At 71.4% G+C, this 13,204-nt stretch carries 14 protein-coding genes; 5 read left to right on the top strand and 9 right to left on the bottom strand.

Annotated elements, in window-relative coordinates; all coding sequences use genetic code 11:
- Positions 1-45: 45 nt before the first annotated feature.
- The 6 genes from OG746_RS12205 to OG746_RS12180 form a co-directional block, all read right to left on the bottom strand.
- Positions 46-2,763 carry a putative bifunctional diguanylate cyclase/phosphodiesterase gene (locus OG746_RS12205; RefSeq protein ID WP_323179589.1) on the bottom strand — a complete coding sequence of 906 codons (2,718 nt, stop codon included), beginning with the start codon at positions 2,761-2,763 and terminating at the stop codon, positions 46-48.
- A 228-nt stretch (positions 2,764-2,991) separates the two neighbouring features.
- Positions 2,992-5,193 (bottom strand): NAD-dependent DNA ligase LigA, encoded by a 2,202-nt coding sequence (ligA, locus tag OG746_RS12200; protein WP_266714366.1) that lies wholly within the window; start codon positions 5,191-5,193, stop codon positions 2,992-2,994.
- A 32-nt stretch (positions 5,194-5,225) separates the two neighbouring features.
- A complete protein-coding gene (locus tag OG746_RS12195) occupies positions 5,226-6,245 on the bottom strand; it encodes a methionine synthase (RefSeq protein WP_266714364.1) in 1,020 nt (339 codons plus the stop codon).
- A 43-nt stretch (positions 6,246-6,288) separates the two neighbouring features.
- Positions 6,289-6,987: an SDR family oxidoreductase gene (locus OG746_RS12190; RefSeq protein WP_266714362.1), complete on the bottom strand. Its 699-nt coding sequence runs from the start codon at positions 6,985-6,987 to the stop codon at positions 6,289-6,291.
- A gap of 7 nt (positions 6,988-6,994) precedes the next feature.
- Positions 6,995-7,540, bottom strand: coding sequence for an LOG family protein (locus OG746_RS12185; RefSeq protein ID WP_266714360.1), 546 nt, complete (start codon positions 7,538-7,540; stop codon positions 6,995-6,997).
- A 110-nt stretch (positions 7,541-7,650) separates the two neighbouring features.
- Positions 7,651-7,803, bottom strand: a complete 153-nt coding sequence (locus OG746_RS12180; RefSeq protein WP_266714358.1) for a nuclear transport factor 2 family protein — start codon at positions 7,801-7,803, stop codon at positions 7,651-7,653.
- A gap of 84 nt (positions 7,804-7,887) precedes the next feature.
- Here OG746_RS12180 and OG746_RS12175 point away from each other — a divergent pair, with 84 nt between their 5' ends.
- Positions 7,888-8,217: a DUF427 domain-containing protein gene (locus OG746_RS12175; RefSeq protein WP_266714356.1), complete on the top strand. Its 330-nt coding sequence runs from the start codon at positions 7,888-7,890 to the stop codon at positions 8,215-8,217.
- 59 nt (positions 8,218-8,276) lie between these two features.
- Positions 8,277-8,708 carry a hypothetical protein gene (locus OG746_RS12170; RefSeq protein WP_266714354.1) on the top strand — a complete coding sequence of 144 codons (432 nt, stop codon included), beginning with the start codon at positions 8,277-8,279 and terminating at the stop codon, positions 8,706-8,708.
- On the opposite strand, the gene mnmA is transcribed toward OG746_RS12170, so the two are convergent.
- Complete coding sequence (mnmA, locus tag OG746_RS12165; protein WP_266714352.1) at positions 8,705-9,856, bottom strand: tRNA 2-thiouridine(34) synthase MnmA; 1,152 nt, start codon at positions 9,854-9,856, stop codon at positions 8,705-8,707. The two genes, OG746_RS12170 and mnmA, sit on opposite strands and share 4 nt — an antisense overlap.
- Before the next feature lie 84 nt (positions 9,857-9,940).
- Between mnmA and OG746_RS12160 the strand changes: the two genes are divergently transcribed.
- Positions 9,941-10,636, top strand: a complete 696-nt coding sequence (locus tag OG746_RS12160) for an N-acetylmuramoyl-L-alanine amidase (protein ID WP_266714350.1) — start codon at positions 9,941-9,943, stop codon at positions 10,634-10,636.
- Positions 10,637-10,685: 49 nt separating this feature from the next.
- Here OG746_RS12160 and OG746_RS12155 read toward each other — a convergent pair whose 3' ends face one another.
- Positions 10,686-11,855, bottom strand: coding sequence for a cysteine desulfurase family protein (locus tag OG746_RS12155; RefSeq protein ID WP_266714348.1), 1,170 nt, complete (start codon positions 11,853-11,855; stop codon positions 10,686-10,688).
- Between OG746_RS12155 and OG746_RS45610 the strand changes: the two genes are divergently transcribed.
- Complete coding sequence (locus OG746_RS45610) at positions 11,754-12,269, top strand: pentapeptide repeat-containing protein (protein WP_524540403.1); 516 nt, start codon at positions 11,754-11,756, stop codon at positions 12,267-12,269. The two genes, OG746_RS12155 and OG746_RS45610, sit on opposite strands and share 102 nt — an antisense overlap.
- Before the next feature lie 34 nt (positions 12,270-12,303).
- Here the strand turns inward: OG746_RS45610 and OG746_RS12145 are convergent, their stop codons facing one another.
- Positions 12,304-12,465 carry a hypothetical protein gene (locus OG746_RS12145; RefSeq protein ID WP_266714344.1) on the bottom strand — a complete coding sequence of 54 codons (162 nt, stop codon included), beginning with the start codon at positions 12,463-12,465 and terminating at the stop codon, positions 12,304-12,306.
- Between the two features lie 101 nt (positions 12,466-12,566).
- Here OG746_RS12145 and OG746_RS12140 point away from each other — a divergent pair, with 101 nt between their 5' ends.
- A complete protein-coding gene (locus OG746_RS12140; protein ID WP_266714342.1) occupies positions 12,567-13,190 on the top strand; it encodes a TetR family transcriptional regulator in 624 nt (207 codons plus the stop codon).
- Positions 13,191-13,204 lie beyond the last annotated feature (14 nt).

The raw sequence follows: 13,204 nt of genomic DNA, 5'->3' as shown, positions 1-13,204 counted from the left end.
CCCGCACCGCCGGTGGCGTGGGCCGCGTCCGCGTGGGGCGCACCGTCAGGCGAGAGGCCCGCACTCGTCGCCGGGGGCCGCCGGGAGCGCCGCGGGCAACCGTTGCCAGCCCCGATCGCCCCGCGCGCGGAGCCACGCCGTCGTCTCGTCGGGCGGCATCGCGGCGGCGACCAGCCACCCCTGCACCGCATCGCAGCCCAGGTCCCGCAGCCGCTCCCACGTCTCGTCGTCCTCGACGCCCTCCGCCACGACCAGCAGGCCGAGCGAATGCGCCAGGTCGACGGTGCAGCGCACGATCTCCGCGTCCTCGTTGTCCACGGCGAGCCGGGCCACGAACGACCGGTCGATCTTCAGCTCGCTCACCGGGAGCCGCCGCAGGTGGACCAGCGACGAGTAACCGGTGCCGAAGTCGTCGAGCGACATCTTCACGCCGTGCCCCGTAAGCCCCGCCAGGGTGTCCGCCGCCCGCTGCGGGTCCTCGAGCAGCACGTGCTCCGTTATCTCCAGCTGCAACGACCCGGCAGGGACCCCGTGCCGAGCGAGCCGCGCGGCGACCGCTCCCGCGAAGCCGGGCGTGTGCACATCACGCGGCGACACGTTCACCGCGACCGGCACGTGCAGCCCCTGCGCACGCCAGCGCGCGACCTGTCCGAGCGCCGTCTCCAGGACGTACTCGGTCAGATGCGGCATGAGCCCGGAGGACTCGGCGATGGCGATGAACTCGTCCGGCGGGACCTTTCCGCGCTCCGGGTGCACCCACCGTACGAGCGCCTCCAGGCCCGCCACGTGCCCGTCGAACCGGACCTTCGGCTGGTAGTGCAGCTCTACGTCGCCCGCGTCGAGCGCGCGCCGCAGATCGCCCAACAGGCCGAGCCGGTCGGGCGTGTTGGAGTCCCGCTTCGACTCGTAGACCTCCACACCGGTGCGGTCCCGCTTGGCCTGGTACATCGCGACGTCGGCCCGGCGCAACAGCCCCTCGGCGTCCAGCGCGTGGTCGGGGAAGACGGCGAGTCCCGCGCTCGCCTCCAGTACGAGGGTCAGACCGTCCAGGTCGAGGGGCGAACCGAGGGTCGCCACGAGGTTGCGGGCCACGCGCGTCGCGGACGTCGTGGAGTCGGCGACGGGCAGCAGCACGGCGAACTCGTCGCCGCCGAGGCGCGCGACCTCCGCACCGCGCGGCAGTGCCGCTCTCAGCCGATCCGCGATCTGCAGCAGGAGCCGGTCACCGGCGAGGTGGCCGAGCGTGTCGTTCACCGAACGGAACCGGTCGAGGTCGATCAGCATCAGCGCGCTGCGCACCCCGATCCGCTCGGCGTCGTCGAGCGCACTCCAGGTCCGCTCCAGCAGCCACTGCCGGTTCGGCAGACCGGTGAGCGGGTCGCGCAGTTGCTCCTCGGCGCGGGCCCGCGCGATCCACAGCGTGGAGTCGAGCGCGATCAACGGGATCGCGAACAGCGGAAGCAGCACCGGCAGGGCGATCGCGACGACGCAGATCAGCGGCGCGATCCCGAGCAGCGCGACGGCGACAAGGGCCTGCCGCACGAGCGCGGTGCGGGCGACGGTCGGCAGCCCCGAGTTCGGTGGTGCATGCACGTACCAGAGCAGAGTGCGGGTGATCAGCAGATACGCGAACGCCGCGAGGGCCACCTCGGGCACGGCCGAGATGCTCCAGCCCTCCGGCTTCCACGGCGCCTCGACGGACGGCACGCGGCCGAACGCGGCGAGGACGAGGGCGCCCGCTCCGATGCCGAGGATGTCGATCGCCCCGTGCAACAGGCCCTGGCGCCAGCGGTGCCTGCGGGCGATGCCGACGAGGACGACGACCGTGAGGCTGACCATGCCCGCGGGCACCCAGCCGTACAGGAGCAGCACGGCGAGGGTGAGGGCCGCGCCGGATCCGGTGCCGCCCCACCAGCGGTCGCGGCCGAGCGCGACGAGGTGGCCGACGATGATCCCGGTCAGGATCGCGAGGCACCAGCCGACCGTGCCGGACGGGAAGAGCGCGTGCCCCTGCCGGAGCGACCAGTAGAAACCGCCGCCGAGCACCACGGCGGCGAGCGCCACCACCACGCCGGGCAGCAGCGGCACGAGCGCGGCCCGCGATGTCTCCCCCTGCCCCGCGTACTGATTACGCGCGGGTGTCGCCATTCCGACCCGGCCGCCCGCGGGGGCGGTCCCGGGGAGCGGGCCCTGGGCCCTGCCGGGGCCCACGGCGCGCCCGGACACGACTCCTCGGCCGTCACGCACGCGGTCGCCGGTCGGGGTGTTGGCTTCGCCCTGCGGACGCGCGCCGGTCCTGAAGCCGTTGGACTCCCCGCCGCCCGCCGCCCGGTCACCGGATATGCGCACGCCGGGTGCGCCTTCGGACCTCGGGGGGCGGGCCGGCAGGCTGCGCAGGGGCTCGTCGATGCCTCGGGGCCGGGCCGGGGCGGGCTGCTCCGGTCCTGCCGCGGTGTGGATGTCGATCGAACTGCCGCTGTCCGCAGGGCGATCCTTCGCCCCGCGCCTCAGCAGCCCTTCGTGGCCCGCCACTTCGGGACCGGACGCGCCGGGGACCGGGGTCCCGCCCGTCCGGTCGGCACCGAATCCGGCCGCACGCCACCATTTGCGCCAGTTCACCACACCACCGCGCTCGCTCTCCCCGTGACCGCTTTCGCTGCCGTCGACTCCGTCGCCGCAGTCGGGGCGCGGTGCCGTATCGCGCCGCGCGCGTCGACGCGGGCGCAGGCGTGAGTCCGGGGCGGCGCTCTCGGTCGGTTCCATTCCCGTCCCTCTCACTGCCGGCGGTGCCTGCGTCCGCTGCCCGCTCTCCTCGCTTCGAGTGAGCGAGGATTCGCCCCATCCGCAGCAGGACTCGGCAGCCGCACACCTCAACAGTAGGCCGCAGAAGGCTTCCACGGGCACCAGACGGACGCGCCCGGGCACGGTTGCCCGAATGACCCCGGCGTTCCGTCTGCGTCTGGTATGCGCCGATCGGGTGACTCCCGGCCGCTACTCGCCGGCCTCCTGCTCCGGGGGAAGCGCCACGTCAGCGGCGGCCTCGGGCCCCTGTTCCAGCAGCACGACGAACCCGTCCTCGTCCAGAACCGGAACCTTGACCTGCATGGCCTTGTCGTACTTGGAGCCGGGGTTGTCCCCCACGACCACGAAGGACGTCTTCTTGGAAACGGAACCCGTGACCTTGGCACCTCTGGTCTGCAGGGCCTCTTTTGCGCCATCCCGCGTGAAGTTCTGCAGCGTTCCGGTGACCACGACCGTGAGTCCTTCGAGGGGGCGCGGGCCTTCGTCCTCACCGGCCCCTTCCTCCTCCATCCTCACACCGGCCTCACGCCATTTCCGCAGAATCTCCCGATGCCAGTCCTCGGCGAACCACTGCTTCACGGAGGTGGCGATGATCCCGCCCACGCCGTCCGTCGCGGCGAGCTCCTCCTCGGTGGCCTGGTCGATGCGGTCGATGGAGCGGAACTCGCGCGCGAGCGCTTCGGCGGCGACCGGGCCGACATGACGGATCGAAAGGCCGTTGATGACCCGGGCCAGCGGGCGGCTCTTGGCCGCCTCGATGTGCTCCAGCATCGAGATGGCGTTCTTGCGCGGCTCTCCCGCCTTCGTGGCGAAGATGTCCGCGATCTTCTCCTCGCCCGTCTTCGGATCGCGCTTGGGCAGTCCACTGTCCTGGTCGAGGACGTACGCCTTGATGGGCAGGAGCTGGTCCATCGTGAGGCTGAACAGGTCGCCCTCGTCCGTGAGCGGCGGCTGCGCCGGCTCGAGCGGCCCGGTGAGCGCGGCGGCGGCGACGTACCCGAAGTTCTCGATGTCCAGGCTCTGGCGGCCGCCCAGGTAGAAGAGGCGCTCGCGCAACTGGGCCGGGCACGTGCGGGCGTTGGGGCACCGGAGGTCGATGTCGCCCTCCTTCATGGCCCGCAGCGGGGTGCCGCACTCGGGGCACTCGGCGGGCATCACGAACTCGTACTCGCTGCCGTCCCGCAGGTCGGCGACCGGGCCGAGGATCTCGGGGATGACATCACCGGCCTTGCGGATGACGACCGTGTCCCCGATGAAGACGCCCTTCTTCTTGACGATCTCCTGGTTGTGCAGCGTCGCGAACTCGACCTCGGAGCCCGCCACGGTGACCGGCTCCACCTGCGCGTACGGCGTCACGCGGCCCGTGCGGCCCACGCCCACGCGGATGTTGATCAGCTTGGTGTTGACCTCTTCGGGCGGGAACTTCCAGGCGATCGCCCAGCGCGGGGCGCGCGCCGTGGAGCCGAGGCGGCCCTGCAGCCGGATCTCGTCGAGCTTGATGACCGCGCCGTCGATCTCGTGGTCCACGGAGTGGCGGTTCTCTCCGTAGTACGCGATGAACTTCCGTACGCCTTCGAGGTCTTCGACGACCTTGCTGTACTTGGTGGTCGGCAGGCCCCACTCGCGCAGCAGGTCGTAGGCCTCCGAGAGGCGGTCGATGTCGAAGCCCTCGCGGGCTCCGATGCCGTGCACGACCATGTGCAGCGGGCGCGTCGCGGTGACGCGCGGGTCCTTCTGGCGCAGCGAACCCGCCGCCGCGTTACGAGGGTTGGCGAAGGGCTTGTCGCCCGCCTCGACGAGCCGGGCGTTCAGCTCCTCGAACTTGTCCATGGGGAAGAAGACCTCGCCGCGGATCTCGACGAGCGGCGGGATGTTGTCGCCCTTCAGGCGGTTCGGGATGTCCGTGATCGTGCGGACGTTGGACGTGATGTCCTCGCCGACCCGGCCGTCGCCACGCGTGGCCGCGCGGGTCAGCCGCCCGTCCTCGTACGTCAGGTTCACCGCGAGGCCGTCGATCTTCAGCTCGCACAGGAAGTGGTAGCCGGGCGCGCCGACGTCCTTGGCGACGCGGTCGGCCCAGGCGGCCAACTCGGCGTCGTCAAAAGCGTTGTCGAGCGAGAGCATGCGCTCGCGGTGCTCGACGGACGTGAACTCCGTCTCGTACTGGCCCGCGACCTTCTGGGTCGGCGAGTCCGGCGTGCGCAGCTCGGGGTACTTCTCCTCCAGCGCCTCCACGGAGCGCAGGAGCTTGTCGAACTCGGCGTCCGAGACGACCGGAGCGTCGTTCACGTAGTACCGGAAGCGGTGCTCCTCGATCTGCTCCGCCAGCTGGGCGTGCTCGTCCCGCACCTTGGCGGGCACCGTGCCCTCGCTCTGCAGTTCGTCAGCCACCGTCTCGTCCTCCCGTTCGCCTTCGTCCACGGTCACTCAGGGTTGTCCGCGAGTGATCTCGCCGCCCGGACGCAGTGGGCGAGTGCCGCGCGGGCGTACGCGGGCGAGGCACCCGCGAGTCCGCACGACGGCGTGAGCACCACCGAGTCCGCGAGAGAACCCGGATTCAGCCCCAGCCTGCGCCACAGCGTCCTGACACCCATGACGCTACCGGCAGGGTCTGACAATGGGCCGTCCACTCCCGGCACGACACCGGCGACGAGTCGCAGGCCGGCCTCGACGGACTCCCCGATCACCTCGTCGTCACGCTCGGTGAGCAGCGAGAAGTCGAAGGAGACCGCGTCCGCGCCGGCCCGGCGCAGGAGGGCGAACGGCACGTCGGGGGCGCAGGAGTGGACGAGGCGCGGCCCGTCCTCGAGCACGGAGAAGACGTCCCGCAGCGCGCTCTCGACGTGCTGGCGGTCGACGGCGCGGTGCGTGCGGTACTCGCTGGCGGTCTTGACGTGTCCGCGCAGCACGGCGACGAGGGAGGGCTCGTCGAGCTGCAGCACCAACTGGGCGCCGGGCACCCGGCGGCGTACGTCGGCGAGGTGCTCGCGCAGTCCCTCGGCCAGGGACGCGGCGAGGTCGCGGCACGCGCCGAGGTCGGAGAGGGCGGACTCGCCGTTCCGCAGCTCCAGCGCGGCGGCGAGCGTCCACGGCCCGACGGCCTGCACCTTGAGCGGGCCCTCGTACCCCTGCGTGAACTCCTCGAGCGCGTCGAGGTCCTCGCCGAGCCAGGACCTGGCGCGCTTGGTGTCCCGGCCGGGCCGGTCGCCGATCCGCCAGCCGCTGGGCTCCACGCGCGCGTACAGGTCGACCAGCATTCCGGCCGTACGGCCGATCATGTCGGCGCCGGGGCCGCGCGCGGGCAGCTCGGCGAGGAACGGCATCCCCTGCTCCGGGCCCTCGAAGCTGCCGGTCACGGTCCTGGCGGCCTCGCGGGCATCACCACCGGGCATCGAGCCGACGCCCGTGGCCGGCCCCCACCTGAAGTCGCTCTTGTCAGTCACCCAGGAAGGGTACGTAACGCCGGCCGCCGGGCGGGCGGCGCCGTCAGCGGCCGGGGCGCACCGTCAGGTCGTTGACCTCGGCGTCGCGCGGCAGGTCGAGGGCCATCACGATCGTCGTGGCCATGGACTCGGGGTCGATCCAGCGGGACTCGTCGTACTCCTTGCCCTCCTGGTGGTGCACCTTGGCCTGCATGGGGCTGGCGGTGCGGCCCGGGTACACGGAGGTGACCCGCACCCCGTTGCCGTGCTCCTCCTGGCGCAGCGAGTCGGCGAGCGCCTTGAGGCCGTGCTTGGAGGCGGCGTACGCGGACCAGTCGGCGTTGGCGTTGAGCCCGGCGCCGGAGTTCACGAAGAGCACGTGCCCCTGGGCGAGGCGGAGTTGGGGCAGGAAGTGGCGGGTCAGCTCGGCCGGGGCGATGAGGTTGACGTTGAGCTGGTGACGCCACGACTTCGGGGTGAGCTCGCCGACCTTGCCCAGGTCGACGACGCCGGCGATGTGCAGCAGCGAGTCGATGCGGTCGGGCAGCGTCTGGTGCGAGAAGGCCCAGGACAGCTTGTCCGGGTCCGCGAGGTCGCCGACGAGCGTCCGGGCGCCCGGGAATTGTGCGGCGAGCTCCTTGGCGCGGCCCGCGTCGCGCGCGTGGAGGACGATTTCGTCCCCGCGCTCGTGGAGGCGGCGGGCGACGGCGGCGCCGATTCCGGAACCGGCGCCGGTGATCACATGTGTAGCCATGCCCGCCATGCTCGCACTACTCGACGCCGCGCGACTCTTCGAGGTAGGCCAGGGCGCCGACCGGCTCCTCGGCGAAGAACACGAGGTCAGTGAGGGGGATCGGAAGGAAGCCCTCGTCCTCCATGCGCCGGAACTGCTCCTTCAGACCGTCGTAGAAGCCCGCGGAGTTGAGCAGCACGATCGGCTTGTCGGTCTTCCCGTGCTTCTTCAGCTCAAGGATCTCGGTCGCCTCGTCGAGCGTCCCCGTGCCACCCACCATGATCACGACGGCGTCGGACTTCTCCAGGAGCAGCGCCTTGCGCTCCGCGAGGTCCTTGGCGATCACCATCTGGTCGGGCTCGGCCACGACGCGCGCCTTGGCCGCGAGGAAGTCCACGGACACCCCGGTCAGCCGCCCACCGGACTCCGCCACCCCGTCGGCGACGACCTTCATGAGCCCACTCTCCGAACCGCCCCACACGAGCGTGTGCCCACCCTTGCCGAGCAGCTCGGCGAATTCACGGGCGGGCCGGGTGTAGCGCTCGTCGAGATCGGCGGCGGAGAGAAAGACACAGATGTTCATGCCATCTACCGTACGACCCGCCACTGACAGCCGGGCCGCCCCGTCACCGGCCGCCGAGCGGCACCCGGCGCGCGATCCGCCATCTGTCAGCTCCGCGCACCACGGTGTCCTCATAGGTCGCGCTGCCCGAAGTCCGAGATGTCGTAGACGACGTCCGGGGTGAAGAGCTCGTCCAGTCGATCCAGTTCGCCGGAGTCGATCAAGTGGCCGTGCAGGGAGAGCAGTTCGGTGATGGCGGTCCGGTCGGTGGGGTCGAGTGCCATGGCGATCCTCTCGTAGGCCTTGATCCTTCCAAGAGTTGCGGCCGCGCCGGGAAGAACCCGCCCGCTGTGAGCGCTGACACACGTATGACTCAAGGACACACGATCACGGTCGAGCAGGGCTCCGAGCACGTGCGGGTCGTCCATGACGGGCAGGTGGTCGCCGAGAGCTCGCGGCCGCTGGTGCTCAAGGAGACCGGTTGTCCGGTGCGGTACTACCTGCCGCCGGAGGACGTACGGACCGAGCTGCTTACGCCCTCGAACACGACTACGCACTGTCCCTTCAAGGGCGACGCCTCCTACTGGTCGCTGCCCGGTGCGCAGGACCTGGTGTGGGCGTATCCGGAGCCGAAGGCCGAGGTGGCCGCCGTCAAGGACCACCTGTGCTTCTACGGGACGCAGGTCGACGCCGCATAACCACGCGCGCGTGGTCGAATGAGGAGGTACGGCAGAGCAAGACGGAGGGTGAGGCGGACATGGCTCACGGAGACGGGCAGCAGGACGTTCCGACGGGCGGGTTCGGCGGTCCCCCGCCGCCGTTCGCGCCGGCGCCTCCGCCGCACCCACCGGCGGCCCCGCCGCCGCCCGCTCATCCGCCGCAGTTCGCGCCCGGTCCCCCGGCCGCGGCCGCCGGTCCCGAGTTCGTGGCCGCCGACAAGCACAACGGCATGGTCGTGGACGCGGACGGGCTGCACTTCGAGCAGGGCCCGCACGCCATCGACCTGCCGTGGACGCACGTGCAGACGGCGCACTTCCAGCCGATGCCGTCCGGGGTGTTCGTGACGGCGGCGATGGTGGACGGCGCCGTCTACACGTGCGCGGTGCAGGCCCGGAAGAAGGCGCAGGTGTCCGAGTGGTGCGGTCAGCTGGGTGCCGTACTGCAGTACTACCTGCGGGGGCGCGGCTAGGCGACCGCCGCGGCCCGCTCCGTAGTGGCGATCGTCGCCGAGCCCACCACGCGCGTGCCGTCGTACAGCACGATCGCCTGGCCGGGGGCGACGCCGCGGACGGCCTCCGTGAAGCGGACCTGGAGTTCGTCGTCCACCAGCTCCGCCGACACCTCGGTCTCGCCGCCGTGCGCGCGCAGCTGGGCGGTGTACGTGCCGGGTCCGGAGGGTGCCGCGCCGCACCAGCGGGGCTTGATGGCGGTGAGGGCTGTCACGTCGAGTGCCTCCACCGGGCCCACCGTCACCGTGTTGTCCACCGGGGAGATGTCCAGGACGTAGCGCGGCTTGCCGTCGGGGGCGGGCCTGCCGATGCGCAGGCCCTTGCGCTGGCCGATCGTGTAGCCGAAGGCGCCTTCGTGGGTGCCGAGCTTGTCGCCCGACTCGTCGACGATGTCGCCCTCGGCCTTGCCGAGGCGGTTCGCGAGGAAGCCCTGGGTGTCGCCGTCGGCGATGAAGCAGATGTCGTGGGAGTCGGGCTTCTTGGCGACCGCCAGGTCGCGGCGCTCCGCCTCCGCGCGGATCTCTTCCTTGGTCGTCTCCGTGTCGCCCAGCGGGAACATCGCGTGGGCGAGCTGCCGGTCGTCCAGGACGCCGAGGACGTAGCTCTGGTCCTTGGCCATGTCGGCGGCGCGGTGCAGCTCGCGGTCGCCGTTCCCGTTGACGATCACCTGCGCGTAGTGGCCCGTGCAGACCGCGTCGAAGCCGAGGGCGAGCGCCTTGTCGAGGAGCGCGGCGAACTTGATCTTTTCGTTGCAGCGCAGGCACGGGTTCGGCGTGCGGCCGGCCTCGTACTCCGCGATGAAGTCCTCCACCACGTCCTCGCGGAAGCGGTCGGCGAGGTCCCAGACGTAGAACGGGATCCCGATGACGTCCGCCGCGCGGCGCGCGTCGCGGGAGTCCTCGATGGTGCAGCAGCCTCGGGCGCCGGTGCGGAACGATTGCGGGTTCGCCGAGAGCGCGAGATGCACGCCGGTCACGTCATGGCCCGCTTCGGCGGCGCGGGCCGCGGCGACGGCGGAGTCCACGCCGCCGGACATGGCGGCCAGGACACGGAGGGGTCGGGCCGCCTTCTCGGGGCCCGCGGAGCGCTGCGGTGTCTGGGAAGTCATAGCACTAACAGGGTAAGGGCCCGTGGGAACCGAATCGCTCGGATATCCGTTGTGGATCTCGTACGGGACTGACGGGGGCGTCATATGGGGAAGCAGGGAGCCGGGTCCGGGAAGGGCCGCGGCGGGGACCATGACCGTGGTGTCAGCCGGCGGACGCTGATCATCGGCGGGGCCGCTTCGGCCGTGGGCGTCGGGCTGCTCGCGCGCGGCGATCTCGCCCGCATGTGGTGGCAGATGCCGGGCGTCGACAAGCCGCGCGAGGCCGGCGCGGTGGACTTCAAGGGCGCGGAGTGGGTGGCCGCGGCGTCGGCGAACTGGCGGCGGGCGGACCGGCCGGACGACTACACGATCGACCGGGTCATCATCCATGTCACCCAGGGCAGCTACCAGGGGACGCTGAAGGTCTTCAAGGATCCGTGGCACGGGGCGGCCGCGCACTACGTGGTCCGGCAGGACGGGCACATCGCGCAGATGATCCGAGAGCTGGACGTCGCGTTCCACGCGGGCAACCGGGACTACAACGAGCGCAGTGTCGGCATCGAGCACGAGGGCTTCGTGGACCGGCCGGCCGATTTCACCGACGCGATGTACGAGTCGTCCGCGCGGCTCACCGCCCGGATCTGCAGGCGCTACGACATACCGGTCGACCGGAAGCACATCATCGGGCACGTCGAGGTGCCGGGCACCGACCACACCGACCCGGGGCCGAACTGGGACTGGGACCGGTACATACGCCTGGTGAAGACGGCGTACGAGCGGGCCGGTTCCACCAAGGCGTGACAGCGCTGGCGTCACAGCCGGGGCGTGACAGCAGGGGCGTCACAGCGCTCTACGAGAGCCCCGCCGACCGCGCCCGCTCCACCACCGGCCCGATCGCCGTCGCCACCGCTTCCACATCGGCCTTGGTGGTGGTGTGGCCGAGGGAGAAGCGGAGCGTGCCGCGCGCCAGGTCCGGGTCCGTGCCGGTCGCGAGCAGGACGTGGCTGGGCTGGGCCACGCCCGCGGTGCAGGCCGAGCCCGTGGAGCACTCGATGCCCTGGGCGTCCAGGAGAAGGAGGAGCGAGTCCCCCTCGCAGCCGGGGAAGGTGAAGTGGGCGTTGGCCGGCAGCCGGCCGCCGGGTGCCGGGTCGCCGCCGAGGATCGCCTCGGGAGCGGCCGACCGGACGGCGTCGACCAGGTCGTCCCTGAGCGCGCCGATCTCGCGGGCGAACCACTCGCGCTGCTCGGTCGCGATCCGGCCGGCCGTGGCGAAGGCGGCGACCGCCGGGACGTCGAGCGTGCCGGAGCGGACGTGCCGCTCCTGCCCGCCGCCGTGCAGTACGGGGACGGGGGTGTACTCACGACCGAGAAGGAGGGCACCGATGCCGTAGGGACCGCCGACCTTGTGGCCCGACACGGTCATCGCGGCGAGCCCGGAGGCGGCGAAGTCGACCGGGATCTGGCCGTAGGCCTGCACCGCGTCGGCGTGCAGCGGGATGTCGAACTCCCCTGCCACGTCGGCCAGTTCACGTACCGGCTGGATCGTGCCGATCTCGTTGTTGGCCCACATGACCGTGGCGAGCGCGAGGTCGTCGGGGTTCCGCTCGATCGCTTCGCGGAGCGCTTCGGCGTGCACCCGGCCGCACGCGTCGACCGGCAGGTACTCCACGATCGCGCCCTCGTGCTCGGCGAGCCAGTGCACGGCGTCGAGCACGGCGTGGTGCTCGACAGGGCTGGCGAGGACGCGGATGCGGGCCGGGTCGGCCGCGCGGCGCGCCCAGTACAGGCCCTTGACGGCGAGGTTGTCGGCCTCGGTGCCGCCGGAGGTGAACACGACCTCGCTGGGCCGGGCACCGAGGGACTCGGCGAGGGTCTCGCGGGACTCCTCGACGGTGCGGCGGGCGCGGCGCCCCGCGGCGTGCAGGGACGAGGCGTTGCCGGTGACGGCAAGCTGGGCGGTCATCACCTCGACCGCCTCCGGAAGCATCGGAGTGGTCGCGGCGTGGTCGAGGTAAGCCATGGTGGGCTCGATTCTACGAGCCCACGTGCGCGCACCCGACGGTCAGCCCGTAATGCTCCAGGACATCGTGCCGTCGGCGGCGATCAGGGCGCCGAGCACGACGAGGTCGGCGACTCCGAGACCGAGCCCGAGGAAGGCGCGGCCGCGCCGCTCGGTGCCGCGCCACAGGGCGACGGACGCGAGGACGATCGAGACGGGGCCGAGGAAGACGTTCATGACGAGCAGCCCGACCAGACCGAGGACGAACGAGGCGACGGCCATGCCGTCGACGTCACGCCGTCCGACGGAGCGGGCCTTCGTCCCCGGCTCCTCGGCGCGCGGCTCTGCGGCGCGCGGCTCTGCGGTGCGCGGTTCCGCGGTACGAGGCTCTGTGGTGCGCGATTCTGCGGTGAGTTGCACGGTGATACCCCCTGAGAGCGTGAACTGCTGAACGTGAACTGCTGACGGTTCAGTGCTGGTGCCTGCGGCGCGCGTGGCGCTCGCGGACCGCGAAGACGGCCAGCCAGACGCCGATGACGGCGGCCGCGACGAGCGTGACGGGCAGCGGGGCGTGGGCCACGGTGCCGAGCGCGAAGCCCAGCAGCAGGAGGGCCGCTACGAGGAACAGCATGGAAGCCTCTCGAAAAGTTGGGTTACAACTGTTCACTGACTATTGAGTCTAGCTCGCGACTCGACTTCCCCATCACAGAGAACAGTTGTTAACTGGATGACATGAGTCACACCCTCGGCGCCCGTCAGGCGCAGAAGCAAAAAACCCGACAGGCGCTCCTGGACGCGGCGTTGGAACTGCTGGAGGACCAGAGCCTCAGCAGCCTCGGCCTGCGCGAGGTGACGCGCGCCGTGGGCGTGACCCCGACCGCGTTCTACCGGCACTTCGAGAGCACGGCCGACCTCGGAGTGGCCCTGGTCGAGGAGGCGCTCGGCAGCCTGCACGCGGTGATCCGCGACGCGCTGACGGCGACGTGGGACAGCGACGAACGCATCGCGCGCACCATCGAGTTGATCGCCCGTCACGTGCAGGCGTACCCCGCACACGTCCGCTTCATCGCGCGCGAGCGGCACGGCGGCGTGCAGCGGGTGCGGGAGGCGATCGGCGAGCAGCTCGCACAGTTCGCCGACGAGGTGCGGGAGGCGCTCCGCCACGACCCCGACGCGGCGGGCTGGAGCCAGGAGGACCTGATGATGCTGGCGAACCTGTACGTCGATCACATGCTGGAGACGGCATCGCTGCTGCTCAGCACGGATACCGAGGACTTCGGGCGGGTGGCGCGGCAGGCCGAGCGGCAGCTGCGCCTGGTGAGCATCGGTCGAAAACACTGGCTCGACGTGTCATGACCAACTAGCGTTAC

Origin of the sequence: Streptomyces sp. NBC_01016 (assembly GCF_026341035.1) — a bacterium.
GTDB lineage: Bacteria > Actinomycetota > Actinomycetes > Streptomycetales > Streptomycetaceae > Streptomyces.
The sequence above is the reverse complement of the archived record's forward strand: the minus strand, read 5'-3'. Positions and strand labels throughout refer to the sequence as shown.

What these genes read in the sequence shown, in the direction of transcription:
- OG746_RS12205 (WP_323179589.1), bottom strand. Translation starts at nt 2,763, where the DNA reads ATGGAACCGACCGAGAGCGCCGCCCCGGACTCACGCCTGCGCCCGCGT.
- OG746_RS12190 (WP_266714362.1), bottom strand. Translation starts at nt 6,987, where the DNA reads ATGGCGGGCATGGCTACACATGTGATCACCGGCGCCGGTTCCGGAATC.
- OG746_RS12185 (WP_266714360.1), bottom strand. Translation starts at nt 7,540, where the DNA reads ATGAACATCTGTGTCTTTCTCTCCGCCGCCGATCTCGACGAGCGCTAC.
- OG746_RS12180 (WP_266714358.1), bottom strand. Translation starts at nt 7,803, where the DNA reads ATGGCACTCGACCCCACCGACCGGACCGCCATCACCGAACTGCTCTCC.
- OG746_RS12175 (WP_266714356.1), top strand. Translation starts at nt 7,888, where the DNA reads ATGACTCAAGGACACACGATCACGGTCGAGCAGGGCTCCGAGCACGTG.
- OG746_RS12170 (WP_266714354.1), top strand. Translation starts at nt 8,277, where the DNA reads ATGGCTCACGGAGACGGGCAGCAGGACGTTCCGACGGGCGGGTTCGGC.
- mnmA (WP_266714352.1), bottom strand. Translation starts at nt 9,856, where the DNA reads ATGACTTCCCAGACACCGCAGCGCTCCGCGGGCCCCGAGAAGGCGGCC.
- OG746_RS12160 (WP_266714350.1), top strand. Translation starts at nt 9,941, where the DNA reads ATGGGGAAGCAGGGAGCCGGGTCCGGGAAGGGCCGCGGCGGGGACCAT.
- OG746_RS12155 (WP_266714348.1), bottom strand. Translation starts at nt 11,855, where the DNA reads ATGGCTTACCTCGACCACGCCGCGACCACTCCGATGCTTCCGGAGGCG.
- OG746_RS12145 (WP_266714344.1), bottom strand. Translation starts at nt 12,465, where the DNA reads ATGCTGTTCCTCGTAGCGGCCCTCCTGCTGCTGGGCTTCGCGCTCGGC.
- OG746_RS12140 (WP_266714342.1), top strand. Translation starts at nt 12,567, where the DNA reads ATGAGTCACACCCTCGGCGCCCGTCAGGCGCAGAAGCAAAAAACCCGA.